Genomic DNA, 6,716 nt, shown 5'->3' on the forward strand with positions numbered 1-6,716 from the left:
ATGGCGGCCACCGCGGCGGGACTGTGCGAGTTCATTGACGCGTCCCCGTCGCCTTTTCACGTCTGCGCCACCGTGGCGTCGCGGCTGCGCGCCGCCGGCTACACCGAGCTCGCCGAGACCGATGGGTGGCCGCGCACCGGCGGGCGGTTTTTCACGGTGCGGTCCGGCTCGCTGCTGGCCTGGGACAGCTCCGGGGAGGCAGAGCTGCCGTTCCGGATCGTCGGCGCCCACACCGACAGCCCCAACCTGCGGGTCAAACAGCGCCCGGACCGCCAGGTCGCCGGATGGCAGCTGGTGGCCCTGCAGCCCTACGGCGGCGCCTGGCTGAACTCCTGGCTGGACCGCGACCTGGGCGTCAGCGGCCGGCTGTCGATCCGCGACGGCGCGGCCGTCACCCACCGGCTGGTCCGGATCGACGAACCGATCCTGCGGGTGCCGCAACTGGCCATCCACCTGGCCGAGGACCGCACGTCGGTGACGCTGGACCCGCAGCGCCACGTCAACGCGGTGTGGGCGACCGGTGAGGCCACCCGGTCATTCCTCGGCCACGTCGCCTACCTGGCCGGTGAGAACGCCGATGACGTGCTCGGGTTCGATCTGATGACGCACGACCTGGCGTCGTCGGCTATGTCTGGTGTCGACGGCCAATTCGTCAGCGCGCCGAGGCTGGACAACCAGGCCAGCTGCTACGCGGGGCTGGAGGCGCTGCTGGCGGCTCAACCCCGCGGCCACACCCCGGTGCTGGCGCTGTTCGACCACGAGGAGGTCGGCTCCACGTCCGATCACGGGGCGGCGTCCGAGCTGCTGCTGACCACGCTGGAACGGATCGTGCTGGCCGCCGGCGGCGGTCGCGAGGATTTGCTGCGCCGCCGGGCCGGCTCGGTGGTGGCGTCGGCGGACATGGCGCACGCCACCCATCCCAACTACCCGGACCGGCACGAGCCGGGGCATCCGATCGCGGTCAACGCCGGCCCGGTGCTCAAGGTGCAGCCCAACCTGCGCTACGCCACCGACGGCCGCACCGCCGCCGCGTTCGCGCTGGCCTGCGCGCAGGCCGGTGTGCCGTTGCAGCGCTACGAGCATCGCGCCGACCTGCCCTGCGGCTCCACCATCGGCCCGCTGACCGCGGCCCGCACCGGCATCCCGACCGTCGACGTGGGTGCCGCGCAGCTGGCCATGCACTCGGCGCGGGAGTTCATGGGCGCCCACGACGTCGCCGCCTACGCCGCGGCGTTGCGGGCGTTCCTCTCGCCGGCCTGAGCGAGCCCTACACTGTCACCCGTGACCTCCGGGCTGCGCGTCGACACCGTCGAGCACGCCACGGCCACCCCCGAGCAGCCGCAACCGTTCGCCGAGCTGGGTCTCAAAGACGACGAATACCAGCGCATCCGCGACATCCTGGGCCGCCGGCCCACCGACGCCGAGCTGGCCATGTACTCGGTGATGTGGAGCGAACACTGCTCCTACAAGTCCTCCAAGGTGCACCTGCGCTACTTCGGGGAGACCACCACCGAGGACATGCGCTCGGCCATGCTGGCCGGTATTGGCGAGAACGCCGGCGTCGTCGACATCGGCGACGGCTGGGCGGTCACGTTCAAGGTGGAATCGCACAACCACCCGTCCTACGTGGAGCCCTACCAGGGCGCGGCCACCGGTGTCGGCGGCATCGTGCGCGACATCATGGCCATGGGCGCGCGCCCGGTCGCGGTGCTCGACCAGCTGCGGTTCGGCGCGGCCGACGCCCCGGACACCCGCCGCGTGCTCGACGGGGTGGTGCGCGGCATCGGCGGCTACGGAAACTCGTTGGGGTTGCCCAACATCGGCGGTGAAACCGTCTTCGACACCTGCTATGCCGGCAACCCGTTGGTCAACGCTCTGTGCGTCGGGGTGCTGCGCACCGAAGATCTGCATTTGGCGTTCGCGTCGGGCGCCGGCAACAAGATCATCCTGTTCGGCGCGCGCACTGGTCTCGACGGGATCGGCGGGGTGTCGGTGCTGGCGTCGGACACGTTCGACGAGGGATCGCGCAAGAAGTTGCCCTCCGTCCAAGTCGGCGACCCGTTCACCGAGAAGGTGCTCATCGAGTGCTGCCTGGAACTCTATGCCGCCGGGCTGGTGATCGGCATCCAGGACCTCGGCGGTGCCGGACTAGCCTGTGCCACATCGGAGTTGGCGTCCGCAGGTGACGGCGGTATGACCGTCGAGCTGGACGCGGTGCCGCTGCGCACGACGAACATGACGCCCGCGGAGGTGCTGTGCAGCGAGTCGCAGGAACGGATGTGCGCGGTGGTCGCCCCCGACAACGTGGCGCAGTTCCTGGCGGTGTGCGACAGGTGGGACGTGCCGGCCACCGTGATCGGCGAGGTCACCGACGGTGACCGGCTACGCATCACCTGGCACGGCGAGACGGTCGTCGACGTACCGCCGCGAACGGTCGCGCACGAAGGCCCGGTGTACCAGCGTCCACTCGCCCGCCCCGAGACGCAGGACAGGCTCAACGCCGACCGCTCGAACCGCTTACCCCGCCCGGTCACTGGCGACGAGCTGCGCGCGACTTTGCTTGCGCTGCTGGGCAGTCCACACTTGTGCGGCCGCGCGTTCATCACCGAGCAGTACGACCGCTACGTGCGCGGCAACACCGTGCTCGCCGAGCACGCCGACTGCGGGATGCTGCGCGTCGACGAGACCACCGGCCGGGGCATCGCGATATCCACCGACGCCTCCGGGCGCTACACGGCGCTCGATCCCTACACCGGCGCGCAGCTGGCGCTGGCCGAGGCCTACCGCAACGTCGCCGTCACCGGCGCCACCCCGGTCGCCGTCACCAACTGCCTCAATTTCGGCTCCCCCGAAGATCCCGGGGTGATGTGGCAGTTCGCCCAGGCGGTGCGCGGACTCGCCGATGGCAGTGCGGCACTGGGTATTCCGGTGACGGGCGGCAACGTCAGCTTCTACAACCAGACCGGGTCGACGCCGATCCTGCCCACCCCGGTGGTCGGCGTGCTCGGCGTCATCGACGATGTCAGCCGACGTCTGCCCACCGCTCTGGGCACCGAGCCCGGCGAGACGCTGATGCTGCTCGGCGACACCCGCGACGAGTTCGACGGCTCGATCTGGGCGCAGGTGACCGCCGACCACCTGGGCGGGCTGCCGCCGCGGGTCGACCTGGCCCGCGAGAAGCTGCTGGCCGAGGTGCTCTTCGCGGCATCCCGCGACGGCCTGGTCTCCGCCGCGCACGACCTGTCCGAGGGCGGCCTGGCGCAGGCCGTGGTGGAATCCGCGTTGGCCGGCGAAACCGGCTGCCGCATCGTGCTTCCCGAGGAATTTCAATCAGGCACAGGTCCGTTCACATTCCTTTTCTCCGAATCGTCGGGCCGGGTGCTGGTGGCCGTGCCGCGCACCGAGGAGAGCCGGTTCGCCTCGATGTGCGAGGCGCGGGGGTTGCCGGCGACCCGCATCGGGGTCGCCGACCAGGGATCGGACGCGATCGAGGTCCAGGGCCTGTTCACCGTGCCGCTGGCCGAACTGCGCAGCACCTCCGAGGCGGTGCTGCCCCGACTGTTCGGCTGAGACGTGGCCGCTAGCCGCAACACCGACCCGGCCCGGACCCGCGCCGCTGTGCTGGCCGTCGCGCAGTGGTTGCGCGACGGCACCGGCCCCGCGCCGCAGCGGGCGGATCTGGCCGCCGCGGTCCGGCTCACCGCGCGCAGCCTGGCCGCCCAGGCGCCCGGCGCCAGCGTCGAGGTCCGGATTCCGCCGTTCGTCGCGGTGCAATGCGTGTCCGGGCCGCGGCACACCCGCGGCACCCCGCCCAACGTCGTCGAGACCGATCCGCGCACCTGGCTGCTGCTGGCGACCGGCTTGCTGGGAGTCGACGACGCCAGCGCCTCGGGAGCGTTGCGCATGTCGGGTGCGCGGGCCGCCGAGATCGCCTCCGTTCTGCCTGTGACGAGCCTGTAGGCGCCCCGACACGCCCGGCTCGATTGGCCGACGCGACCGCCGCCGCCGTACACTCCGGGTACGTCACCAACCGCCCCCCAGGGAGCCGCCCCGCCGTGACCGCCCAACAGCCGCAACCGCCTGATCCTCGGGAAAACCCGCCCGGTGAAGAGTGCGGCGTATTCGGTGTCTGGGCTCCCGGCGAGGAAGTCGCCAAACTCACCTACTACGGCCTCTACGCGCTACAGCACCGCGGCCAGGAGGCGGCCGGCATCGCCGTCGCCGACGGCTCGCAGGTGCTGGTGTTCAAAGACCTCGGCCTGGTCAGCCAGGTGTTCGAGGAGCAGACCCTGGCGGCCATGCCGGGCCACGTCGCCATCGGGCACTGCCGGTACTCCACGACCGGCCACACCACCTGGGAGAACGCCCAGCCGGTCTTTCGCACCACCGCCGCCGGCACCGGAGTCGCGTTGGGGCACAACGGGAACCTGGTCAACACCGCTGAATTGGCCGCCCGGGCCCGCGACATCGGGCTGATCGCCACCCGCGGGGCCGCCCCCGCGACGACGGACTCCGACATCCTGGGCGCGCTGCTGGCCCACGGCGCCGCGGACGCCAGCCTGGAGCAGGCGGCGCTGGAGTTGCTGCCGACCGTGCGCGGCGCGTTCTGCCTGACGTTCATGGACGAGAACACCCTGTACGCGTGCCGCGACCCCCACGGGGTGCGGCCGCTGTCGCTGGGACGGCTGGACCGCGGCTGGGTGGTGGCCTCGGAGACCGCTGCGCTGGACATCGTCGGCGCGTCGTTCGTCCGCGACATCGAGCCCGGCGAACTGCTGGCCATCGACGCCGACGGGGTGCGCTCGGCCCGGTTCGCCAGCCCCACCCCGAAAGGGTGCGTGTTCGAGTACGTGTACCTGGCGCGTCCGGACAGCACGATCGCCGGCCGGTCGGTGCACCGCGCCCGCCTGGAGATCGGCCGCCGGCTGGCCCGGGAATGCCCGATCGACGCCGACCTGGTGATCGGCGTGCCCGAGTCCGGCACGCCCGCCGCCGTCGGCTACGCGCAGGAGTCCGGCATCCCCTACGGCCAGGGCCTGACGAAGAACGCCTACGTCGGGCGGACCTTCATCCAGCCGTCGCAGACCATCCGCCAGCTCGGCATCCGGCTCAAGCTCAACCCGCTCAAAGAGATCATCCGCGGCAAACGGCTGATCGTCGTCGACGACTCGATCGTGCGGGGCAACACCCAGCGCGCCCTGGTCCGGATGCTGCGCGAGGCCGGCGCCGTCGAGGTGCACGTGCGGATCGCCTCACCGCCGGTGCGCTGGCCGTGCTTCTACGGCATCGACTTCCCGTCGCCGGCCGAGCTGATCGCCAACGCCGTCGACGACGAGCACGAGATGGTCGACGCCGTGCGCCACGGCATCGGCGCCGACACGCTGGGCTACATCTCGCTGCGTGGTCTGATCGCCGCCACCGAACAGCCCTCCTCCCGGCTCTGCATGGCCTGCTTCGACGGCAAATACCCGATCGAGCTGCCCGGTGAGGCCGGGCTGGGCAAGAATGTCATCGAGCAGATGCTTGCCAATGCCGCGCGCGGCGCCGCGGCGCGGACCGACATCGCCGGCCGCGAAGCGTCTCCCGAGACCGAGCAGGAGTCGGTGCTACGCCACCCGTAGACCCACCACCGGCCGCCGCCGCCCGGTAGCCTTTACCGCGATGACGGATCGACCGAAGAGTTCCCGATCAGGCCGCGGCAGCGAGAGCGTCACCTACGCATCGGCAGGGGTGGACATCCAAGCCGGTGAACGCGCCGTCGAACTGTTCAAGCCGCTCGCCTCGAAGGCGACCAGACCCGAGGTGCGCAGCAAGCTGGGCGGATTCGCGGGGTTGTTCGCGTTGCGTGGCGGCTACCGCGAACCGCTGCTGGCCGCCTCCAGCGACGGCGTGGGCACCAAGCTCGCGGTCGCCCAGGCGATGGACAAGCACGACACCGTCGGCCTTGACCTGGTGGCGATGGTGGTCGACGACCTGGTGGTCTGCGGCGCCGAGCCGCTGTTCCTGCTGGACTACATCGCTGTCGGCAGGATCGTGCCGGAACGCCTCAACGCCATCGTCGCCGGCATCGCCGACGGGTGCATCCGGGCCGGCTGTGCGCTGCTCGGCGGCGAGACCGCCGAACATCCGGGTCTGATCGAACCTGACCACTACGACATCTCGGGCACGGCCGTCGGCGTCGTCGAGGCCGACGACGTGCTCGGGCCCGAGCGGGTCAAACCGGGTGACGTCATCATCGCGATGGGCTCGTCGGGCCTGCATTCCAACGGATACTCCCTGGTGCGTGCCGTGCTGCTGGACATCGACCGGATGAATCTGGCCGGTCACGTCGAGGAGTTCGGCCGTACGCTGGGCGAAGAGCTGCTCGAGCCCACCCGGATCTACGCCAAGGACTGTCTGGCGCTGGCTGCCGAGACGCGCGTCCGCACGTTCTGCCATATCACCGGTGGAGGGCTGGCCGGCAACCTCGAACGCGTCATACCGCACGGCCTGGTGGCCGAGGTGGACCGCGGCACCTGGACGCCCGCCCCGGTGTTCACGATGATCGCGCAACGCGGGCGGGTCGCCCGCGCGGAGATGGAGAAGACGTTCAACATGGGCGTCGGCATGGTCGCTGTCGTCGCGCCCGAGGACACCGACCGCGCGCTGGCCGTCCTCACCGCACGCCATTTGGACTGCTGGGTGGTGGGAACCGTCGACAAGAGCGGAAAAGACGC

General features: G+C 71.0%; 5 protein-coding genes. All 5 read left to right on the forward strand.

Annotation, left to right across the window (positions count from 1 at the left end):
• Positions 1 to 1,260, forward strand: a 1,260-nt coding sequence (locus ABDW21_RS15745; RefSeq protein ID WP_343602962.1) for a M18 family aminopeptidase, incomplete at its 5' end; no start/stop codon positions are given.
• A 33-nt stretch (positions 1,261 to 1,293) separates the two neighbouring features.
• Positions 1,294 to 3,570, forward strand: a complete 2,277-nt coding sequence (gene purL, locus ABDW21_RS15750; RefSeq protein WP_343602964.1) for a phosphoribosylformylglycinamidine synthase subunit PurL — start codon at positions 1,294 to 1,296, stop codon at positions 3,568 to 3,570.
• Positions 3,571 to 3,573: 3 nt separating this feature from the next.
• The gene (locus ABDW21_RS15755; RefSeq protein ID WP_343602960.1) at positions 3,574 to 3,960 is read left to right on the forward strand and encodes a sterol carrier family protein; all 387 of its coding nucleotides are present in this window, start codon (positions 3,574 to 3,576) and stop codon (positions 3,958 to 3,960) included.
• Positions 3,961 to 4,055: 95 nt separating this feature from the next.
• Positions 4,056 to 5,621 (forward strand): amidophosphoribosyltransferase, encoded by a 1,566-nt coding sequence (purF, locus tag ABDW21_RS15760; RefSeq protein WP_343602958.1) that lies wholly within the window; start codon positions 4,056 to 4,058, stop codon positions 5,619 to 5,621.
• A gap of 40 nt (positions 5,622 to 5,661) precedes the next feature.
• A partial coding sequence (purM, locus tag ABDW21_RS15765; RefSeq protein ID WP_343602956.1) for a phosphoribosylformylglycinamidine cyclo-ligase occupies positions 5,662 to 6,716 on the forward strand: 1,055 nt, incomplete at its 3' end.

The sequence above is a fragment of the Mycobacterium sp. genome (assembly GCF_039583805.1).
GTDB lineage: Bacteria > Actinomycetota > Actinomycetes > Mycobacteriales > Mycobacteriaceae > Mycobacterium.